Origin of the sequence: Paenibacillus sp. FSL H7-0690 (genome assembly GCF_037980415.1) — a bacterium.
Lineage (GTDB): Bacteria > Bacillota > Bacilli > Paenibacillales > Paenibacillaceae > Paenibacillus_AQ > Paenibacillus_AQ odorifer.
This window is the reverse complement of sequence record NZ_CP150281.1, coordinates 295,685-314,302: the sequence shown is the minus strand read 5'-3', so window position 1 is coordinate 314,302 and position 18,618 is coordinate 295,685. Positions and strand designations below refer to the sequence as shown.

General features: G+C 45.4%; 16 protein-coding genes and 1 pseudogene. 6 read left to right on the top strand and 11 right to left on the bottom strand.

Annotated features, from left to right (window positions below; genetic code table 11):
- Positions 1-2 precede the first annotated feature (2 nt).
- The 6 genes from MHI32_RS01420 to MHI32_RS01395 all read right to left on the bottom strand — a co-directional run bounded on the left by MHI32_RS01420 (position 3) and on the right by MHI32_RS01395 (position 3,009).
- A complete protein-coding gene (locus MHI32_RS01420) occupies positions 3-878 on the bottom strand; it encodes a YqaJ viral recombinase family protein (protein ID WP_340011756.1) in 876 nt (291 codons plus the stop codon).
- Between the two features lie 203 nt (positions 879-1,081).
- Entirely contained in the window at positions 1,082-1,285 is a 204-nt protein-coding gene (locus tag MHI32_RS01415) for a hypothetical protein (RefSeq protein WP_340011755.1), read from the bottom strand.
- 43 nt (positions 1,286-1,328) lie between these two features.
- On the bottom strand, positions 1,329-1,553 hold the full coding sequence (locus MHI32_RS01410) for a hypothetical protein (protein ID WP_076308641.1): 225 nt from the start codon (positions 1,551-1,553) through the stop codon (positions 1,329-1,331).
- A 224-nt stretch (positions 1,554-1,777) separates the two neighbouring features.
- A complete protein-coding gene (locus tag MHI32_RS01405) occupies positions 1,778-1,909 on the bottom strand; it encodes a hypothetical protein (protein ID WP_256716097.1) in 132 nt (43 codons plus the stop codon).
- An 82-nt stretch (positions 1,910-1,991) separates the two neighbouring features.
- The gene (locus MHI32_RS01400) at positions 1,992-2,756 is read right to left on the bottom strand and encodes a BRO family protein (RefSeq protein WP_340011754.1); all 765 of its coding nucleotides are present in this window, start codon (positions 2,754-2,756) and stop codon (positions 1,992-1,994) included.
- Positions 2,757-2,769: 13 nt separating this feature from the next.
- Positions 2,770-3,009, bottom strand: coding sequence for a helix-turn-helix transcriptional regulator (locus MHI32_RS01395; protein ID WP_052414485.1), 240 nt, complete (start codon positions 3,007-3,009; stop codon positions 2,770-2,772).
- 147 nt (positions 3,010-3,156) lie between these two features.
- On the opposite strand from MHI32_RS01395, the gene MHI32_RS01390 reads away from it, so the two are divergent.
- Positions 3,157-3,585, top strand: a complete 429-nt coding sequence (locus MHI32_RS01390; protein WP_340011753.1) for a helix-turn-helix transcriptional regulator — start codon at positions 3,157-3,159, stop codon at positions 3,583-3,585.
- Positions 3,586-4,217: 632 nt separating this feature from the next.
- Here the strand turns inward: MHI32_RS01390 and MHI32_RS01385 are convergent.
- The gene (locus MHI32_RS01385) at positions 4,218-4,550 is read right to left on the bottom strand and encodes a LytTR family transcriptional regulator DNA-binding domain-containing protein (RefSeq protein ID WP_340011752.1); all 333 of its coding nucleotides are present in this window, start codon (positions 4,548-4,550) and stop codon (positions 4,218-4,220) included.
- A 114-nt stretch (positions 4,551-4,664) separates the two neighbouring features.
- On the opposite strand from MHI32_RS01385, the gene MHI32_RS01380 reads away from it, so the two are divergent.
- Together MHI32_RS01380 and MHI32_RS01375 are read left to right on the top strand one after the other, a co-directional pair.
- Positions 4,665-4,880 carry a hypothetical protein gene (locus MHI32_RS01380; RefSeq protein ID WP_340011751.1) on the top strand — a complete coding sequence of 72 codons (216 nt, stop codon included), beginning with the start codon at positions 4,665-4,667 and terminating at the stop codon, positions 4,878-4,880.
- A 70-nt stretch (positions 4,881-4,950) separates the two neighbouring features.
- Positions 4,951-6,393, top strand: coding sequence for a recombinase family protein (locus tag MHI32_RS01375; protein ID WP_340011750.1), 1,443 nt, complete (start codon positions 4,951-4,953; stop codon positions 6,391-6,393).
- A 16-nt stretch (positions 6,394-6,409) separates the two neighbouring features.
- Here the strand turns inward: MHI32_RS01375 and MHI32_RS01370 are convergent.
- The 3 genes and pseudogenes from MHI32_RS01370 to MHI32_RS01360 form a co-directional block, all read right to left on the bottom strand.
- A pseudogene (locus tag MHI32_RS01370) lies at positions 6,410-8,080 on the bottom strand (AAA family ATPase); the annotation flags it as partial.
- A gap of 1,107 nt (positions 8,081-9,187) precedes the next feature.
- Positions 9,188-10,186, bottom strand: a complete 999-nt coding sequence (locus MHI32_RS01365; protein WP_339189160.1) for a J domain-containing protein — start codon at positions 10,184-10,186, stop codon at positions 9,188-9,190.
- A gap of 175 nt (positions 10,187-10,361) precedes the next feature.
- Positions 10,362-10,835, bottom strand: coding sequence for an Hsp20/alpha crystallin family protein (locus tag MHI32_RS01360; protein WP_339189158.1), 474 nt, complete (start codon positions 10,833-10,835; stop codon positions 10,362-10,364).
- Between the two features lie 409 nt (positions 10,836-11,244).
- On the opposite strand from MHI32_RS01360, the gene MHI32_RS01355 reads away from it, so the two are divergent.
- The gene (locus MHI32_RS01355) at positions 11,245-12,891 is read left to right on the top strand and encodes an SWIM zinc finger family protein (protein WP_076282393.1); all 1,647 of its coding nucleotides are present in this window, start codon (positions 11,245-11,247) and stop codon (positions 12,889-12,891) included.
- Positions 12,888-15,908, top strand: a complete 3,021-nt coding sequence (locus MHI32_RS01350) for a DEAD/DEAH box helicase (protein WP_340011749.1) — start codon at positions 12,888-12,890, stop codon at positions 15,906-15,908. Before MHI32_RS01355 ends, MHI32_RS01350 begins: the two co-directional genes overlap by 4 nt.
- 50 nt (positions 15,909-15,958) lie before the next feature.
- Here the strand turns inward: MHI32_RS01350 and MHI32_RS01345 are convergent, their stop codons facing one another.
- The gene (locus MHI32_RS01345; protein ID WP_076126993.1) at positions 15,959-16,759 is read right to left on the bottom strand and encodes a hypothetical protein; all 801 of its coding nucleotides are present in this window, start codon (positions 16,757-16,759) and stop codon (positions 15,959-15,961) included.
- A gap of 527 nt (positions 16,760-17,286) precedes the next feature.
- Here MHI32_RS01345 and hflX point away from each other — a divergent pair.
- The gene (gene hflX, locus MHI32_RS01340; protein WP_076186202.1) at positions 17,287-18,552 is read left to right on the top strand and encodes a GTPase HflX; all 1,266 of its coding nucleotides are present in this window, start codon (positions 17,287-17,289) and stop codon (positions 18,550-18,552) included.
- Positions 18,553-18,618: the final 66 nt, after the last annotated feature.

Genomic DNA, 18,618 nt, shown 5'->3' with positions numbered 1-18,618 from the left:
TGTTAATTTCCTCCTAATATTTTGAATACGCGACTACCGCGTGCGTTTGTTTTCCAAGAACAAAGTTTTTCATCTTTCCATATGGCTAGCTCATTTTCACCCATCAACTGTTTAACTTTGTTTTTCACGTCCTCATGGTCTTCCTCAGCCTGTTTTAAGGCTGTCTTTGTAACTAGTAGTCTATTTACAAGGTCATAGTAGACTTCGCTTATATTGACGCTTGTAGAGGCGCTACGAGGGAACATGTAATTCATCAGGTTGGTGTCTTGTGCCTTAACTTCCGGTAGAACCTTTGCCTTCACATGGAAATTCCAAAAGTTTTCTTCTATCGAGATAAGGTTGTTAATCAGATTTTCATCACGTTCAATTACACGCCATTGAAAATCCCAACCACCTATTAGTACAGCTACATACCACTTGTCAGCGCCAGTAACAGCCATGTAGTGGTTAGCTTGTAATTGGTACTCAGTTGGTATGACTTCCGAGTTCCCGTCAAACCAGTGATTCCGCGAATATTCTCCAGTGTTTTTTATTTCAAGCCCGGCATTCTCTCCTGGAACCCAACGGTCAATGTTCGCAAGCATGCAAGGATGATCTTTGTGTTGGAAGATGTAATTTTGCTTTTGAACACGAATTCCGGTTTCTTCTTCAAACCAATCAGCTACAACTGGTTCGAGGATGCGTCCAGCCTTCATTTTTGGGTTATCTGCGATAGGTGGTATCTCTCCGATTTTGTCTAAGTAGACCTCCAAAGCTGATTTATAACGGCTCAAGCCACAGATAGCAGCCACATCAGAACCACCTATGCCACTTCGCCGCCACTCTAACCATTCGTCATGTTCCATGTCCTTGGTACCCACCAAACGAATCGCTTGCATCTGTCATTCCTCCCTAATTCGTGCTAAAATGGACGTACATTAATTTTCAAAGAGTCTTTCTCGGTCCGCTGTTGCTGCAGCGGACTTTTCTTTGCGCACTTCCCTTACATAGTTCAGTAGATACACGCGCTTTAATGTGTCGGTTAACGTTCCGCGTCCGTTGGCTATCTTGGCTAGTTCAAGGAATTTCAGGCGAGGCGCTATCATGATTCACCATTAGAAATCTCTACAACATCCCATACATCGCAATCGTCCAACTCCGCACTTTCCATTTCTGAATGACCGATCATTCCGTCAATAATTTCGTTTTGTTCTCTCTCAGATAATGCGTCCCATTTATCCTCTGTCATATCAATATCAAGTACATATGGAACTCTCAGCTTTACATCCCCAGAAACTCTAATCATTTCACTCTCTCCTTTGTAATGCTCTAAAATGTCGGCTACCGTTTTAAGCAGATTCTTTCAGCTCTCTTTCTAACTCCACACGGAATTGATGCATCAGATCCTCTTGCGCTTCCTTGGCGAGTATTTCAGCTTCGTATTCTGTCAGGGGCTTGATGAAGGTTGGTGTGTATCCGCGATAGTGTAAATCTCTCAACAGACTGTCATAGTCTACTGCTGACCAGCTAAAGTGGCGTCCACACTTGGTATCAACGATGTATTCAACTTGCATCGTCAAACCCTCCGATCGGTCTCACAAATGGCTTTATGGTGCTGGTCATGGCTTCCTGAGTGCAACTTTTGCAGTGTGGCTGTAAGCTGTCGTAGACTTCATACTCTGCTTCGGCGCCGCACCCACAGGTTGGTGTGAATATGCGCGTTTCACGCTTGGGCTTGTCCGGTCGCTTGAATGGAATTACCAGTGTCAGTCTGCGGTTTGTGATATCATCGAGTTTTTTAGCCAACTTTCTTCTCCTCCTTTAACTTTGCCTGTTCTACCTCATTGCTCATTCGCAGTATCAATTCTGGGGATAAGTTGTTAACATTTAGTTTCACTCTCTGAAATTGCTCGATATTTGTCTTTTCCATGTTGTCCTCCTTGGAAAAATCTTCTTATTCAGAAGGTTATTAGTTGTGTAAAATTGAATTGTTATTAATGTGAAAAAATATGTTATGCTTCCTTCTTTAATTGCTCTGTTTCTGATCTTCTTTTCAGTAATCTTGCAATATAATCAAATCCTTTTGCTGTAACGCGTGTGGCCGGATCATTTACAATTACATCGCCGCTGGCTCTAGGTCTCTCGGTAACTTTGAAATATCCTGCATCAATAAACCGTTGGTATGGTAATGTAGAGTTTTTCATGATTATTCCTTCTTCTCTTAGGATTTGGTAAAGCTTTGTTCTTCCAGTTCCTAAGGACTTAGCCACCTCTTGCATTGACATGGTATTGTGAGCTGAGATTGCTAAGTTGTATATCGCTACTGGTGTAGCCTGTTCTTTTAACTTTTGATCTTTTTCAGCAGCTTCAATTGCGAGTTGTTTATTTTCTGCTTCGATAGCTTGGTTCTTTTCCATTTCAGCAGCTAGTAACCGTAGTGTCTCTGGCATTGTCTGCGGTATCATATAACCGCCTGATTTGCGAATACTAGGAATAACATCGTGTGTGATCCAACGTTTGAATTGTTTTGCTTCTGGTTTACGACTGCCGAGGATTAGAGAATAAAGACCGGGTTCGTTGACGAAATTTGTTTCTCCATACAAGCCCCCTAAGTTCAACTTAGTCACCTCGTCTGCGTCTAATCTTTGGATGGATACTGTTGGGTTAGTAAGTTCTAAAACATCACATACATCTTTTGCTGCAAAGTAAGGTTGACCGTCAATTAATGTGCTGCGTAATTCTTGATTTCCATACATAAATTGTTGTAGTTTATTCATGCAAAATCACTCCTTAGGCAGGTTTGTTCAATTTTTGAACATTCTTATTAAAAAAAAGATGTTCCATAGGCTTGTCCAATGCTTTTGCAATTCTGTATGCCACCGGTAATGAAGGTAAAGCGTATCCCCGTTCGATATTGCACAATAACGGTCTTGAAACTTTCGCTTTCTTTGCCAGCTTTTCTTGGGTTAAACCCTTTTCAATTCTTGAGTTTATTAGGTTTGGCAAAGGTTTTAGTTCTTTTTCTGTCATGATTGTTCACCACACTTTCTGTTCAATTACTGAACTTCTTGATTTGATTATACGTTCAATAATTGAACATGTCAATAGGTTTTAGATCAATTACTGAACGTTTATTTTATGAACATTTTAAACTACAATATAAGGAGGACTAAAAGGATGGTGTCAAATATGGAAAATGAGTTCAAACATAGGCTCAAAGAACTCAGAAAACAAAAGAATTTGTCCCAGGATCAATTATCTGGAGCATTGGATATTCCATCTTCATCACTAAGGAGGTATGAAACAAGAGGGGAATTACCTAAGAGAGAACGTTTGGAGTTAATTGCGGATTTCTTCTCTGTCTCGATTGATTACTTATTAGGAAGAACGGACAACCCAGAACAGATTTTGTCAGAGCCATCCCGGGTTTTAATTGATTCTTTAGATCTTACAGATGAAGAAATTATGAGTAAAATGGATTTCATTGTAGATGGTATAAAGTTAGATGATGACGATGTAAGAAGATTCATAGCGCTGGTCAGGGCTGAACGTTCTATGAAGAAACAAGTGTCTGCCGTTCAGGGTGTAGAAGGAGATAAGCTTTAACATACTCAGGTTTAACAATGACGGGGTTCATCATTGCGATACAGTTTACTATGTAATCCGGTCGGACTCCCACCTCTTCTAATGTAGTTCGCGTAATGTCCATCGTGATTTTATCCATAGAAGCACCCCTTAGCGTTAGGTTCAGTAATGTTTTATAAATATACCACATTACTGGAAGTCTAGGAACTAATGTTCGCATTTTTGATAAAAAAATATAAGGTGGCAGTATGATGGAGTTAGTACCCGTCAGCTGTCGCATTCCATACTTACTCAAAAAGATAGGTAAAAACCAACAATGGTTAGCAGATAAGACTGGGTTAAGCAAACAGAGAGTGTCGGATATTGTACACCTACGAATGGATAATATCTCGATACAAAGAGCTGCTGTCATTGCCTATTACCTTAACTGCAAGATTGATGATCTTTTTGTATGGGAATGGCGATAGCGGAGTGGCAATAGCTACTCTCGGGTAACAGTACCACTTAAATGGTACTTCATCATTCGCAAATACATAAGTTAATCTTCCACGTTGGTTTATGAACAAATTATAACAACATATGATAGGAAATGCTGTCGAATTTTGGCACAACACCCCTACCTTAAAGGGGGTTAAAGGGTATTGACTTTTCTGTTAATATATTTTTTTCCGTACAATCACAGTGCTTCCATCGTGAAACTCTACAATTGAACCGCTTTTATGTTGTTTCGCTTCCTTAACTCTCTGAGTATTTACGCCAGTTGATCGGTCATATAACTCAAAGCCGTATTCACAATATGCTGAATGAGCTTCTTTTAGAGTTGATAACGCAAGAAAAGACCCCTCAGAGGTATGAAATGCGAGGACTTTATCGGAATTACTGTCTTTCTTCCATAGATCAAAATAATTAACTTCATTGATATCGATCTCGACAAAGTCGCTATTATCACCGACCCTATCGTTGAGTTTCACTACTATTAATTTCATTTATGCGCTCCCTAGGATGTTTTTGATAATCGTAAGGGAGATTTCTAATAAATTCATTGCACAAAATATGACAGTAAAATAAAGTTAATTTAGAATGTAAAAAGGAGACTTATAATGGGAGAATTTTTTATCCACTTCGTTTTACCTTTTGTTATGATTGCTATTTTGTATTTGATTTGGGCATATTCAGCAAATAGACTTAAAGATAAATTCCCTAAATATTTTCAATTATGTGGACGTATAAATAATCACTTGCCAAAAATAATTGCATTTGGTGTTATTGTTTGGTTTTTGTACTACTACTGGGGATTAGATCAAATCAGATTTTAATAGGACTGTACCTAACTAGGTATGGTCTTTTTTCTACCCCTACCCTACAATACAGACAAGGAGTGATAACATGGTAGTCAAAGCAGACGGTACCCCGTTAAGTAAAACAAAAGTTGCAATATACACAAGGGTATCTACGGAGAAACAAAGTTCAGAAGGATACTCATTAGAAGCTCAACATGACCAATTGATTGAATATGTTAATTCTAATAATATGCAGTTAATTAAATTATATAGCGATCCTGGAGTGTCAGCAAAAAATCTTAAGCGACCAGGTGTGCAAGAGTTAATTCGAGATTTAGAGTCAGGAATGTTTGATACCGTTATCATTCACAAGCTAGATAGGTTAACTCGTAACATATCAGACCTCTATGATCTTGTTGAATTAGTAAACGCCAAAAACGTTAAATTGATCAGCCTATCTGAACAGATTGATACTTCAAACCCGATGGGGCGAATGTTCGTGTATTTGCTAGGCATATTCGCTCAGATGTTCCGCGAGAACTTGGGTGAAGAAGTAACAAAAGGTATGCGTAAACGTGCTGAGAAGGGATTGCACAACATCACAGTGGATCTTTATGGATATCGGCGGCAGGATGATGGTAGATTGCTGATTAAAGAGGATGAAGCTGAGTGGGTTCGATTTATTTTTGAAAGATACGCAGCCGGTGACGGTTCTACCATGATAGCAAAATACCTTAACGAACATGGCATACGCAGAAATAAAGGCTCACGTTGGGATCATAGCAAGGTTCTATTAACACTAGAAAATAAACATTATTGCGGAAAAGTGCACAATAAGTTCAAAAAAGACGACGATGCGATCGTAAGAGACGGTCAGCATGATCCTATTGTTTCCGAAGAGTTATTCGAACAGGCGCAAACGGTACTTAATCGCCGTCGAGAAGGAACAATCTCACAAAACACGCAAGAATATGTTTTCGGAGGGATTTTAAAGTGTGGGAAGTGTGGGTATTCTTACACGGGAGTAACGGATAATCGGACCGAGAATAAAAACCGACATTATGTATGCGGTAATAAATCCAGATTTGGTATGTGCGATCAAGGTGGGTTGTCAGAAAAAAAATTAACAGCACTCGTGTTTAAATCTACTTATATCATAAGTGATGAATACAATAGAAAGCACGTCCCTAAAAAAACAAAGAGTGAAGAAGAAGAAATCAGAAAGGCGATACGATCCAGTGAAGATCGCCGCGAAAGATGGCAGCTTGCTTATGGGGATGGAAACATGCCGTATGCTGATTTCAGCAAACGTATGCAGGAAGAAATGCTCAGGATTACCGAACTTGAAGCAAAGTTATCCACAATTCCTAAAGAGGTTGTTAGTCATTTAACACCTGAACGTGCGATCAAGACGATTAATGAGATTAAAGATAATTGGGAGTTATATTCACAACGTACACGGAAAGATATCATGCAGGCGTTATTCAAAAAGATTTCTATCATTAAAGAGGGGAGTAACTGGAGAATTTCGGAAATAATACTGGCATAAACAGTAGTTACGAGTTGACGGGCACGCCGGTCCAGCGGGAGACAATATCTGCAATTTCCTCTTCAGTAACAGCCTCACGTAGTAATCTTGTATCCTGATCCTGCTGTGCCGCTTCTTCCGCTGTTTTCAGCTGACGCTCCAGATCAGGAATAATGCCGTAGCTCAGTTCGGCTGACTTATTAAGATCATATTCCTCCTGTGCATCGACCAGATCCTTACGTGCTTGCTCCAGCCGTTTTTTGAGGTCGCGAATCCCTTGGATGGCCGACTTCTCTTTCTCCCAGCGCGCCGTCATTCCTAGCTGCTTCTCCTTCAGGTCAGCGAGCTCGCGCTGCAATATTTCGAGACGGCGTTTGCTGGCGTCATCGGTTTCTTTTTTTAGCGCTGCTTCTTCAATCTCCATCTGCATCAGGCGGCGGGTCACTTCATCCATCTCACCCGGCATGGAGTCTATCTCTGTGCGGATCATGGCGCAAGCCTCGTCCACTAGGTCAATCGCCTTATCCGGTAAAAATCGATCCGTAATATAACGATTGGACAATACCCCTGCGGCTACCAGTGCGCTGTCATGGATTTTGACCCCGTGGTGAACTTCAAACCGCTCCTTCAGACCACGCAAAATGGAGATCGTATCCTCTACATCGGGTTCGCTCACGAGCACCTGTTGGAAACGGCGCTCCAGCGCAGGGTCCTTCTCTATATATTTGCGATATTCATCGAGCGTTGTGGCACCGATACAGTGCAGCTCACCCCGGGCCAACATCGGCTTCAGCATATTGCCCGCATCCATCGAGCCTTCGGTTTTACCTGCGCCCACAATCGTATGCAGCTCATCAATAAAAAGAATAATGCGGCCGTTACTTTCGCGAACCTCCCTCAATACCGCCTGCAGGCGTTCTTCGAATTCACCACGGAACTTCGCGCCTGCCACAAGTGAACTCATATCCAGTGAAAAAATCGTCTTATCCTTCAGCCCCTCTGGTACGTCTTTGCGCACGATCCGGTGGGCCAAGCCTTCCACAATGGCTGTTTTCCCTACACCTGGTTCACCGATCAGCACAGGATTATTTTTCGTTTTACGGGACAAAATCCGGATTACCCGGCGGATCTCGCCATCACGACCAATGACTGGATCAATCTTGCCCGCGCGAACCTCTGCTACAAGATCACGGCCGTATTTCTCCAGCACCTCATAAGTAGCTTCTGGCTCCCGGCTGGTTACCCGCTGATGTCCACGAATCTCAGCAAGCACCGACATCAGCTTCTCACGGGTCAGCCCACGGCGGACAAAAAGATCCCTTAGCTCACGATTCTCCCCGCTCGAATCTGACACCATGGCCAGCACCGCATGCTCCACAGAAACAAACTCATCCTGCATCTTCGCCGCTTCCTTCTCCGCCTGCTCCAGCAGATGAATCAGCGATTGCGAGGCGTAACGCCTTACCGTGCTTGCTCCTGACCCGCTGATGCTCGGCTTGCGTTGAAGCAGTTCATCTGTGCTGCGCATCAGCTCAGCCACAGGGATATTCATCTTTTGCAGCAATCTTGGCAGCAATCCTTCTTGCTGCTGAAGCAACGCTTTTAACAGATGGAGATTATCGATCTCCTGATGACCGCTGTCTGATGCCAGCGACTGCGCCGCAGCTACTGCTTCCTGCAGCTTTTGAGTTAATTTATTGAAATCCATAGCTCTCTCACCTTTCTATTTAAGAGTGATTATATTAAATCGGCCTTTTGGGCCGGGGATAGGTTAATTTAGTGGGATTTATCCCGCTTATTTCGAGTAACTGGCTGGTTTGCACTCATTCTACGGGATTTTTACCGTTCTTTTCGAGTAACTAGCTGGTTTGCACTCATTCTACGGGATTTTTACCGTTCTTTTCGAGTAACTAGCTGGTTTGCACTCATTCTACGGGATTTTTGCCGCTCTTTTCGAGTAACTAGCTGGCTTGCACTCATTCTACGGGATTTTTACCGTTCTTTTCGAGTAACTAGTTGGCTTGCACTCATTCTACGGGATTTTTACCGTTCTTTTCGAGTAACTAGTTGGTTTGCGCTCATTCTGCGGGATTTTTACCGTTCTTTTCGAGTAACTAGGTGGTTTGCACTCATTCTGCGGGATTTATACTGTTCTTTTCGAGTAACTAGTTGGTTTGCGCTCATTCTACGGGATTTTTGCCGCTCTTTTCGAGTAACTAGCTGGTTTGCGCTCATTCTACGGGATTTTTACCGTTCTTTTCGAGTAACTAGTCGGTTTGCACTCATTCTACGGGATTTATACCGTTCTTTTCGACCTACGAGCCCCATTCGGCACTTTCGAAGACACTTTTGCTTCTCTTTTCGCACATCGAGCCTCATTCAGCGCATTCTAAGGCACTTTTGCCTCTCTTTTCGACCAATGAGCCCTCGCCAGTACTTTCTAAGGCATTTTTGCTTCTTTTTTCGCACATCGAGCCTAATTCGGCACTTTCGAAGGCACTTTTGCCTTTCTTTTCGACCAACGAGCTTAATTCAGCGCTTTCTAAGGCATTTTTGCCTTTCTTTTCGACCATCGATCCCAGTTTGGCACTCTCGAAGGCACTTTCGAAAGCACTTTTGACTCTCTTTTGACTCTCTTTTGACTCTCTTTTCCCACCATAGTGCCGACTTTCACCGTTTGAGCGAAACGTTCATTTATAGTTAGTGGCTAAATAAGTTACTGTTCTGCAACTAGCATTCAAATCACCTTATTCACCAACCAGAGTTGATCACAAACGAGTGAAATCACCTCACCTCTACCTCTTCTACCTATCTATTAATTACCCACTTTCGCCTTCTGCCGCTGGGTGCCAGTGCTTTGACGTTTAGCTCTGGCTTCGAAAGGGCTGGAGTCTGCCAGCTTTCGGTAGAGATTTTTCTCCGCTTCGCTGATAGGTTCAGGGATAACAATCTCAATTCCAAATAAAATATCGCCGTTCGCACCATTCTCACGTTTTAAGCCCTTGCCGGGGATACGTAGCGTTTTGCCGCTCTGAATTCCTGCTGGAATCTTCAATTTCACGGCGCCGCCCCCCGGTAATGGAACCTTCACTTCTCCACCCAATACCGCTTGCCAAGGAGCGATTTCAACCATGCCATATAAGTCGCCATCGCGAATCTCATAAATATCATGAGGAAGAATATGAAGTGCCAGCAGCACGTCGCCACCCGGAGTGTTTCCCGCGATTTTAATAATTGTACCCTCATAGGATCTAGGCGGAATGTTCACATCCACCGTTTTGTCACTGACCTGTACTCTTACAGTGGTACCTTTATAAGCCTGCTCCAAGGTAATATCCAGCTGCGCCTGCATGGTACTACGGGCCTCGCCCCACGGATTGCCATTCGCACGCCCCGTTCCACTTCCCGAGAAAAAATCAAAGCCAGCCCGATCCGCAGAGCCCCGATTCCCAAAAAACATCCCGAATAAATCTTCCTCCGAAATACCAGAACCTCCTGTTGAATAAGTTCCACCGTTCCAGCTTCCACTTCCACCAAAGTTTGAATCCCAAGAGGAGGCTCCATTCGCCGCCCCTCCACTAGCTCTGCCACGTTGAGCTCCATAAAGCAGCTCTTCATCATAGAGTTTCCGTTTATCCTCATTACCAAGCACTTCATAGGCTTCAGCTGCTTCTTTGAATTTCGCCTCTGCCTCAGGGGCTTTGTTAACATCGGGATGCCACTTCTTGGCAAGCTTCTGATAAGCCTTTTTAATTTCCTGTTTAGTAGCTTTTTTGCTCACACCCAATGCATCATAATAGCTTTTACTAGCCACTCGCGCTTCCTCCTTTCCATCCCTATTCTCATATTGACCACCATTGCACTCCGAGAAAAGACGCACCATAGCCGGAATCCTCCACTACAATGCGCCTTCTATTCATAACACTATATTAAAAGCCCGCTGCCATCTCTAAAAGACTGAGCGGAAGTTCATTCCGCTTAATTTATGCTTATTCAGACTGCGAACCCGTAGAATTAGAATCTCCGTCTTGAATCTCGATGCGTTTACCTTGCATTTTTTGCCGTTTGGGAACTTCCAGCTTCAGCACTCCATCTTTCAAAGACGCGCGAATTTCTTCCTCGGCAATATCTTGAACATAGAATCTGCGCACATATTCACCATATCGACGTTCTCTGCGTACAATCTGATGTTCCTTGTTCTCCTCGGCATTTTCTTCCTTACGTACCGCTTTAATCGTCAAATAAGGACTGGCATAATCAATGTCGATTTCTTCTTTTTTCAAACCAGGAAGTTCAGCTTCAATCAGGTAAGCCTGCTCACTCTCATGAATATCTGTTCTGAAGGACATCGTGGAGCTCTTAATCGGTGCAAAAAAATCATCATTAAAAACATCATTCAAAGACTTAGCCAGCACACCAAAAGCATCATCTCTACGTTTACCAAAAGGAACCATATCAAACATTATCCATTCTCCTCTCATTGACTTTGACTTTATTTGACCTATGACCTTATTATAGTCCCCTACCCGAGGAATAACAAAACCGATTTAAGCCGATTATCGCTCAAATTCAGGCGAATTAGCTGATTTTCCACAACGAAATTAGTTCTTTTTATTTATTTGACCAATTTTGACCTTTGTTTGATCTTTCGTAAATGACACCTATATAATCATGATCCAACTTGCAGTACGATTATTATATGTTCAGACCTTCCGTTCAATACAAGCCATTAGCTTCTAATCATCTTCACGCCAGCTTTTAAACAGAGTTTTCTTACGATCTATCAAAATTTAACGATTTAAAGATGAAGCCAGCAGAAGTGATATAATGAAAGACAACTAAAGACCATTTTCGTTACAGGAGACCAATTGTATGCAACCAACCTATCCTATGGATGATACGCAGTGGAGTAAGCTCATCCAAAATGTCGCCTATTATTTCGATGATCTTACCCTCAAGCGGGGGTTCCAATATTATAAACAAAATCGAGTGCAGCCGTTTACTATGACGGAGCCTCGTAAGATTAACGCTCTAGTTGAAGGTAGAGAGGATTACCGCGTCACCATTGATCTCGACGGCTTCACCAATTGTCATTGTAATTGTCCAGTATCAGGTCATTGCAAGCATATGGCTGCCGTGCTGTTGAATTATGCCGAACAGCAGAATAGATCTGTACAGGTTTTGGCTAACGCTAAAGCTGCATCCTTTTTGCCTAAAATATCAAGTACAGCAACAAGTACTTCTATTGGAGCCGATGCAACTCGTCAGCAGCAAATGAAAGAGATGGCCAACCGCATCGCTAGCGGAAAAATAATGGAGTGGCGGGAGTATTTTGAATTCTGTATCTCCCCTCTAGCCCATACTACCCGAAATCCTGAATATGTGAGTCGGGCCTTGTCTGCAATTAATAAATTCAAACCAAAAATGCTTCCGGAAACGGAGAAGCTGTTCACTCTGCATGCTCATCTTTATCTGTTGGAAAAGCTCGCTAAGCCTTCCACGCAATCCGTCGGTCAGGCCGCTTACGCCCCTTCTCTTGGTTATTACACACAGGTAGCAGTCTCAGAGCTACAGGAAGTAATCACAGGTCTTTTAAAAAAGACACTTCCGCTGTCCCCCGAGCAAGAGCAGGATCTATGGCCATACGTCATCGATACTCTATCTTATCTGCGGCGCGAGATGTTGACGGAGTCACGGGATCGCTCACGGGATCAACCCTCTTTTTCTCTTAGCTATGATCTGCTGTGGAGAAATTGGATTTATCCGAATACAGGTGGAACTAAGCTTTACCTGAATGAAATCGAACAGCTGCAGCAAGCAGAAGGTGAATTAGGCGCTTCCCTGTCACAACATGCTTGGCTGTTAGCTCAGAGCCGCATGTATTACTATCTGATGGATGACCAGAAGGCTTGGGACTTACTGAATAAGGCTGCCGAGCGCCCGGGTCTCCATCCCGATGAGCTCATGAGCTTCACCTCTCCGCTGCTGGATGCAGGGGACTGGTCCCGGTTGGTGGGTTGGCTTGTTCAGATCGGTCCACTGCTGAGCAGCAGACTCTATAATCTCAATAGCTATTCAACCAGTTGGGAAGAAGCTGTTCGCCACCTGCCTGAAGCTGAGCCACAAATGTGGGATACACTAGCCACCATGTTACCTATCTCTGGCGAAGTCTATGAAGAGAAGCTAATCACCTATGAGAAATGGCAGACCTGGATGGATTATCAGCTGTCCATCGGTAAACAGCCCTCCGAATTTCGTGTCAAAGACCTCCAACCGGTGGAAAAGAATGCACCTGAGGTTCTGCTGCCCTTTTACCATCAGGCCGCCGAAAGATTCGTGCTGGATAAGAACAGACATAGCTACAAAGCGGCTGTGAAATTATTGAAACGATTATCCAAGCTGTATAAAAAGCTGAAACAAGAAGAACGCTGGGAAGAGTTCCTCACTGCCTTCGCCATTAGGCATAGCAGGCTCCGTGCGCTGCAAGAGGAGCTTCGGAAAGGAAAGCTAATACCATGAACATGCATTTACGCACGCTGACCATCCGGCTTGCATTAAGCCAGTATGGCGATGCTTTAATATTTGGAATGAATGAGCGCGAAGATCTCGTGCCGGGCTTGCAGCTTAAGCAGCGGCTTTTCGCCTGGCATGAGGCGTCTTTTTATGGTACGGAGTTAACCGTGCAGCCCGCTGGCGAAGGCGTGGAGCTAGTGATTCTTCCTGCTGAGCAGGTCATCCCCTTCTTTGCCGAGCAGAAGCTTTTGGCGCATATCGAATGGAGCTGGGAGGGCGATGCCGCCCACCTCACAGAACTGGCGCCACTTCTGGCTATATGTCTGGAGCATAAACAGTATATTCCCGACATCTCCGCCTACCGCGCCGGGAGGCTGCAATGGACTTGGGACGAGGGGGCTCTTGCGCAGGTGGCAGTGGACAGTGACACTGCTAAGGGAGCCCTTGAGGCGCTAAATGGCAGCAGCGAATTTAGCCGTGGATTACGTGCGGCGTTCTCTGCCGCCGTATCGCAGCGCTATTACAGCACGGAGGCCGAGGCCGGCGACCTCCGCAGCGAATTCCCGCTTCTCTTCGATAGAAGCGGAGCACTTGCAGCGGGCATGGATACCGCCGCGTGGCTTATCGCCATTGGCTGGAAGGCGGACACCGCGCCTTTCCGGCCCGCTCTACAGCTGCTGGAGCCCGATGAGGATGAATCCTATTGGCGGCTGCAGCTGATCCTTCAGGACAAGCGCGATGAATCCGCGCTTGTTCCCATCAGGCTCGCCGATAACGGCGAGCCGTACGGCTTGTGGCCGACCGCGTGGTCGGCTCACGTGCATGAACGGGCCGCGGGATGGCTGGAGCGCCTCCGCGGCAGTCTGCCGCCCGAGCGCTTCGCGGCGGGCGGCGATGTGCTGGCCGAACCGCTGAGCGATGCCATCGCCTGGCGGTTCTTGACGGCCGAGAGCCAGCGGCTGCTGGAAGCAGGCTGGCAAGTGCTGCTGCCGGCGTGGTGGGAAGCCGCCAGCCGGAAAAAGCCGCGCCTGCGAGCGAAGATCAGCTCCGGCGAAGACAAACGCAGCGGCGGCGAGTCGCTGTTCGGTCTCGATTCGATCATCGATTTCGATTGGCGAATCTCCATCGGCGATGCGGATCTCACTGAAGCCGAATTTGCCGAGCTGGTCGCAAGAGGGGAACGGCTCGTCCGCTTCAAGGGCAAATGGGTCTCACTCGATCCGGCTCTGCTGGCGCAAATCCAAAGAGCCATGGCGGGAATGGACAAGTCGCAAGGCTTGTCCTTCCAAGACGTGCTTCAGCTCCACTTGCTAGGAGCTGGTGAAGAGGCAGACGCTGAAGCTACGGAAGAGCAGCTGCAAGAGGATGCCGCGCGTCTGCGTCTGGAGGTAGAGCTGAACGAGCATTTGATCAGCCTTATCGGTCAGCTGGGCCAGCGCTCAGAATGGCCTAAGCCGCCCGTACCCGCAGGCCTTAAGGCGGAGCTGCGCACCTATCAGCATGAAGGATTCGCTTGGCTGACCTTTCTGCGCCGCTTTGGGCTGGGGGCCTGTCTAGCCGATGATATGGGACTAGGCAAAACAGTACAGCTCATCGCCTATCTGCTACACATCCAAGAAAACACGGATGCAAGCTCAGCCCGGCGGCAGACCGACCCACCAGGCTGGCCTTCATTGATCATCTGCCCGACCTCTGTGTTAGGCAATTGGCAGAAGGAGCTGCAACGCTTCGCGCCTTCGTTGAATGTTATGCTTCATTACGGAAGCCGCCGTCTGGACGCGGGATTCTTCTATGGCGCAGCTTCGCAAGCCGATGTGGTACTGACCTCTTATGCGACTGCTGCGCTTGACCAAGAGCTGCTGAAGGAATTCACTTGGGCGACGATCTGCCTGGATGAAGCTCAAAATATCAAAAATGCCCAAACCAAACAATCCGCAGCTGTACGTAGTTTTCCAGCTCTTCACCGGGTCGCCTTAACAGGGACGCCGATAGAGAACAGATTATCCGAGCTGTGGTCCATTTATGATTTTATAACCCCAGGTTATCTGGGCAGCGCCAAGTCTTTTAATGACCGATTCACGAATGCTATTGAGAAGGAACGCGACGCGAAACGTACAGCGGACCTACAAAATCTAGTAAAACCCTTCATGCTGCGCCGCAAGAAAAAAGACCCTAATATACAGCTCGATCTACCTGATAAAAATGAAATGAAAACCTATGTTCATCTGACAGCCGAACAAGCGGCGCTTTACGATCAAACCGTAAACGGACTGTTGGAACGGATGAAGAAGCTGGAAGGCATTGAGCGCAAAGGGGCAATTCTCGGGGCTCTGACCGGGCTTAAGCAGCTATGCGATCACCCGATGCTTGTGACAAAAGAAGCTATCCCTGAACTTGATACGGACAATAAACTGGATACCAGCTTTCTTATTAACCGTTCCTCCAAACTGGAAAGACTGCTGGACATGGTTAAGGAGCTGCGCGCGGAAGACGAGCGCTGCCTGATTTTTACTCAATATGTGGGTATGGGAAAAATGCTTCAGGCGGTTCTCCAGCAGGAGCTGGGCGAACCCGTCCTTTATTTGAACGGAAGTACCTCCAAACAGGCGCGCGACCGCATGATCGAGCGGTTTCAGACACCAGCCCCTTCGGCGGAAGATGGGTCTACACGCCCAGACACATCGCCGTCTGATCAGCCGAATGTATTCATCCTTTCACTCAAAGCTGGGGGAGTTGGCCTGAACTTAACTGCAGCCAATCACGTATTCCACTTCGACCGCTGGTGGAATCCAGCGGTGGAGAATCAAGCAACTGACCGCGCTTACCGCATGGGCCAGACTCGTGATGTGCAGGTGCATAAGTTCATCGCCCTGGGCACACTCGAAGAACGGATTGATGAGATGCTGGAGAATAAACAGCAGCTCAGCGATAATGTGATCTCCAGCTCGGAAGGCTGGATTACCGAGCTGTCCACAGAGGCTCTGAAAGATCTCTTCACCTTGCGTCGTGACTTAAATGACTAGCAAAAAGGAACATTCGCGTAAATGCGAATGTTCCTTTTTCACAAGAATAATTACCATTGCTCGGACATTTTAAAGGTAACTGCGAGATCGTCCCCGCCCGAGAGGGAGTTTACCACCAATGTGACAGGTTCATCATGGAACTCGTATGAGAGTCGCTCATTAAGTAAATTGACCGCCAGATTCGCATACGCCCCAGAAATCCCTGATCCTGTACCTTGCATAATAACTTTTCCACCCGTGACCGTAGTGCAGGTATAGTTCACTAGCAGCGCCGTGTCCGTGACAGGAATATTTGTAGTCGGTGTAGGATAATTCTCGAAGGCCCCATCAAGGGTCCCGCCTGCAACGACCATATATCGCACAGGTCTTTTGGACATAACATCTAAAGCTGCCGGTCGAATCTCAGCCGCAAGACCTTGTGGAATAGCAAAGCCAGGACGCCTCATGAAGCTGATTGCTGCAAAGTCAGTCGATGTAACGGTCACGTTATCACGTATTTCCGAAGTTATTCGGCTCACTTGAAACACTTCAAGATCAACGGCCGTCCATACACCGTCCGCATCAACAAGGAAAACCTGAATCTTCATCTGCTCCTGTGAATATACAAAATTAAATTGGAATAAATCCTCTACCATGACATAGGTCTTGCTTAAGGTCTCCTGATATTGCAGCTCAAATAACTCTTCAACAAAAATGGCCTGGGGACTGACACTATTGGATAAGCCCGTAATATAACAAAACGCGCCAGCCGATCCATTGTTGACAACTTTGATCACTACTTGATCTATTGGCCGAGTACCGTCGACTGGTAAATTAATAATGGTGTTTGTGGACAGAACAGGCAATGTCATCACACCTCCTATATATCAATTCATATATGATATGTAAACATTGTTTAGAATTATTGGGTGTAATTAAAATACAAGAGATGTTCCAGAGCATAAATAGAGATTTGCCACTAAATAACGAATGTGGTAAACTCGACTTAACTTTTTATGAACGGAGGGTTACGTGTGATAGACTTTATCCGAGTTAGAACTTTGCGCGGCTAATTGAATAGCGCTAAAGCTCTGCCCATGTGCAGAGGACTCAGGATTGGTCTACCCATTTCTAAAGGTAACCCGATAATTTAACAACAGCGTGTAGGGAGGATTCTCTTCACCTCCATTCCTTTAAGAATTGAACATCCATAGAAGCCGATTAGCCAACTGCTGCTCGCAAGGGGTCAAAGTGCCTCTTCCCTGCGACTGGACTGTTGTTTAATTCATTCTACCTATGGAAGGCCCTAACTCTGACGTCCTCTAACGAACCGTAAGCACAGGCAGATTGCCTGTGTTTTTTTGCGTTTATTATTTACTATTGGAGGATGAATAAATATATGGAACAAATACGAGAAAAAGCAATTATAGTCGGTGTCCAGCTTCAGAACGAAACGAATTTCGCCTATTCGATGGAAGAGCTGAGCAATCTGGCAGTTGCCTGTGACCTTGAAGTCGTAGGAGAGCTTAGTCAAAAGGCAAGTCGAATTAACCCCTCCCATTATATCGGGACAGGTAAAATCGAGGAATTATCGGCACTTTTAGAAGCACACGATGCTCCTATTGTTATTTTTAACGACGAACTGTCACCTTCACAGATCCGCAATTTGGAGTCCGCACTGGATCGTCAGGTCATTGACCGGACCATTCTGATCTTGAATATTTTTGCGGAAAGAGCGAAGACCAAGGAAGCCCAGCTGCAAGTTGAAGTAGCCAAGCTGCAATATATGCTGCCGCGCCTCACAGGTCTTCGTGAGTCGCTGGGCAGACAAGGTGGCGGAGCTGGACTTAAAAACAGAGGTGCTGGTGAAACCAAGCTAGAGCTGGACCGCAGAAGAATTGAAGAGCGGATTACTGCTTTACAGGTTGAACTGCAACAACAAGTAGCAAGACGTCAAATCCAGCGGAAACAACGGCATAAAAATGAAGTTCCCGTCGTCTGCCTGGTAGGCTATACGAACACCGGAAAATCCAGCTTAATGAATGTCATGGTAGAGACTTACCATCCGGGTTCCCATAAACAAGTATTCGCCAAGGATATGCTGTTCGCTACACTAGAGACATCGGTTCGCAGCATTGAGCTGCCTGATCACAAAACCTTTTTATTAACAGATACTGTCGGATTCGTCAGCCAGCTTCCCCATCATCTGGTCAAAGCGTTCCGCTCCACTCTTGAAGAGGTTACCGAAGCGGACTTATTGATTCACGTAGTCGATATTTCCGATCCGCAGCATCAACAGCATATGGCGGTTACAGATGAGACGCTCAAAGCACTCGGCGCTGACCAGATTCCAACGATCTATGCCTATAATAAAGCTGATCTGACTGATTTGCCTTACCCGCAAATTGAAGGTGACAATGTCTACCTTTCCGCCAAGAAAAATAGCGGAATGGCTGAACTTACCGCTCTGATCCGCAGCCATGTTTTTACGGACTATGTCCAGTGTGAGATTCTGGTTCCATTTGATCGGGGTAATGTAGTCTCTTATTTCAATGAACACGCCCATGTTCAATCTACTAGCTATGAAGAAACAGGCACACGCCTTGAGCTGGAATGCAGAAAATCTGATTTTGAGAAATTCCGCAACGATTTTATTGAGCTATAACAAATTAGAAACGACGTGGTAATCCTTAATTAAAAAAGAGGGATAGAGTTTTCAGAGTTATCTGAA

Bases quoted from the DNA above. Each gene is read 5' to 3' on its own strand.
- MHI32_RS01420 (WP_340011756.1), bottom strand. From the start codon at position 878: ATGCAAGCGATTCGTTTGGTGGGTACCAAGGACATGGAACATGACGAA.
- MHI32_RS01415 (WP_340011755.1), bottom strand. From the start codon at position 1,285: ATGATTAGAGTTTCTGGGGATGTAAAGCTGAGAGTTCCATATGTACTT.
- MHI32_RS01410 (WP_076308641.1), bottom strand. From the start codon at position 1,553: ATGCAAGTTGAATACATCGTTGATACCAAGTGTGGACGCCACTTTAGC.
- MHI32_RS01405 (WP_256716097.1), bottom strand. From the start codon at position 1,909: ATGGAAAAGACAAATATCGAGCAATTTCAGAGAGTGAAACTAAATGTT.
- MHI32_RS01400 (WP_340011754.1), bottom strand. From the start codon at position 2,756: ATGAATAAACTACAACAATTTATGTATGGAAATCAAGAATTACGCAGC.
- MHI32_RS01395 (WP_052414485.1), bottom strand. From the start codon at position 3,009: ATGACAGAAAAAGAACTAAAACCTTTGCCAAACCTAATAAACTCAAGA.
- MHI32_RS01390 (WP_340011753.1), top strand. From the start codon at position 3,157: ATGGTGTCAAATATGGAAAATGAGTTCAAACATAGGCTCAAAGAACTC.
- MHI32_RS01385 (WP_340011752.1), bottom strand. From the start codon at position 4,550: ATGAAATTAATAGTAGTGAAACTCAACGATAGGGTCGGTGATAATAGC.
- MHI32_RS01380 (WP_340011751.1), top strand. From the start codon at position 4,665: ATGGGAGAATTTTTTATCCACTTCGTTTTACCTTTTGTTATGATTGCT.
- MHI32_RS01375 (WP_340011750.1), top strand. From the start codon at position 4,951: ATGGTAGTCAAAGCAGACGGTACCCCGTTAAGTAAAACAAAAGTTGCA.
- MHI32_RS01360 (WP_339189158.1), bottom strand. From the start codon at position 10,835: ATGTTTGATATGGTTCCTTTTGGTAAACGTAGAGATGATGCTTTTGGT.
- MHI32_RS01355 (WP_076282393.1), top strand. From the start codon at position 11,245: ATGCAACCAACCTATCCTATGGATGATACGCAGTGGAGTAAGCTCATC.
- MHI32_RS01350 (WP_340011749.1), top strand. From the start codon at position 12,888: ATGAACATGCATTTACGCACGCTGACCATCCGGCTTGCATTAAGCCAG.
- MHI32_RS01345 (WP_076126993.1), bottom strand. From the start codon at position 16,759: ATGACATTGCCTGTTCTGTCCACAAACACCATTATTAATTTACCAGTC.
- hflX (WP_076186202.1), top strand. From the start codon at position 17,287: ATGGAACAAATACGAGAAAAAGCAATTATAGTCGGTGTCCAGCTTCAG.